We start from the raw sequence: 843 nt of genomic DNA, 5'->3' as shown, positions 1-843 counted from the left end.
AGCCTGGTGAGTGGAAAGAGATTTAACTCATAGCAATATATTAAAGCGAGATTTACGTCTCGCTTTTTTGTACGTGAAGATTGATTACTCTTGGTCAATCATCCACTTACGGAATACTTTACGGTCCTCTTTTGAAGTGCTCAGATACAAAGCTTTAAGTTGTTTCAAAGACTCCGATTTATCTACAACCTGAGCTGATGTGTTAGCCGTTAAACCTTCAGCGTTTACTAGCGTGTTTTCTTCTAAACTTGTAGCATTAACCTTAACTGCAGGACGAACTTGGTTTTCTACAACTAAATAACTCATGGTTACAGCAGCAGCACCACCAACTTTATTATATTCTGTAGCTTCTTCAGAATAACTTCTATTTAGTTGAACTCCGTCACTAGCTAAAATGTCTTCATTTTTGATTAAGGCTTGTCCTTGCTTGTTTTTAATTTCCCAATTCAAGTTTCCAATGTTTTCTTGAGCAGAACGCAAGTTTTTAAACTCAGGCATAGATAAGGTAAGTTCTTCGTTTTTTGCCTCAAATTTAGCGATAATAACAGAACTGTAGACTTTCCTTTGATTATCTCTTTCATCAAATACTGGTTCATATTGAAAAACGATTTGGTTTTCACCGTCAGGTAAAAGCACTGTCTTATCTGCAGAAAACAACCCTTGTTCAAAGTCAGGAACACTCATGTTTACTGAAAGTAAATTTACATTTTCAGGGACATCCAATATTACTTCGGCATCAACTACTGTAGAAGCAACTAACAGCCCCAAAAAAGAATATTTGAAACTTTGCATTATTGTATCCATCCTTATAAAAAATAGGCAAAAAAAAGCCCAACTCTATGT

Annotated in this window: 1 protein-coding gene; it reads right to left on the bottom strand. The window is 35.5% G+C overall.

Features of this window, described 5'->3' with window-relative positions:
• Window positions 1–84: 84 nt before the first annotated feature.
• Window positions 85–792 carry a DUF2057 family protein gene (locus tag AB4512_RS22290; RefSeq protein WP_017062111.1) on the bottom strand — a complete coding sequence of 236 codons (708 nt, stop codon included), beginning with the start codon at window positions 790–792 and terminating at the stop codon, window positions 85–87.
• Window positions 793–843 lie beyond the last annotated feature (51 nt).

Source organism: Vibrio sp. 10N.222.52.B7 (assembly GCF_041474275.1).
GTDB lineage: Bacteria > Pseudomonadota > Gammaproteobacteria > Enterobacterales > Vibrionaceae > Vibrio > Vibrio crassostreae_C.
This window is presented reverse-complemented; position numbering and strand designations above follow the sequence as displayed.

Excerpts from the sequence above, each read along its gene's own strand:
- AB4512_RS22290 (WP_017062111.1), bottom strand. The coding sequence starts at position 792 with ATGCAAAGTTTCAAATATTCTTTTTTGGGGCTGTTAGTTGCTTCTACA.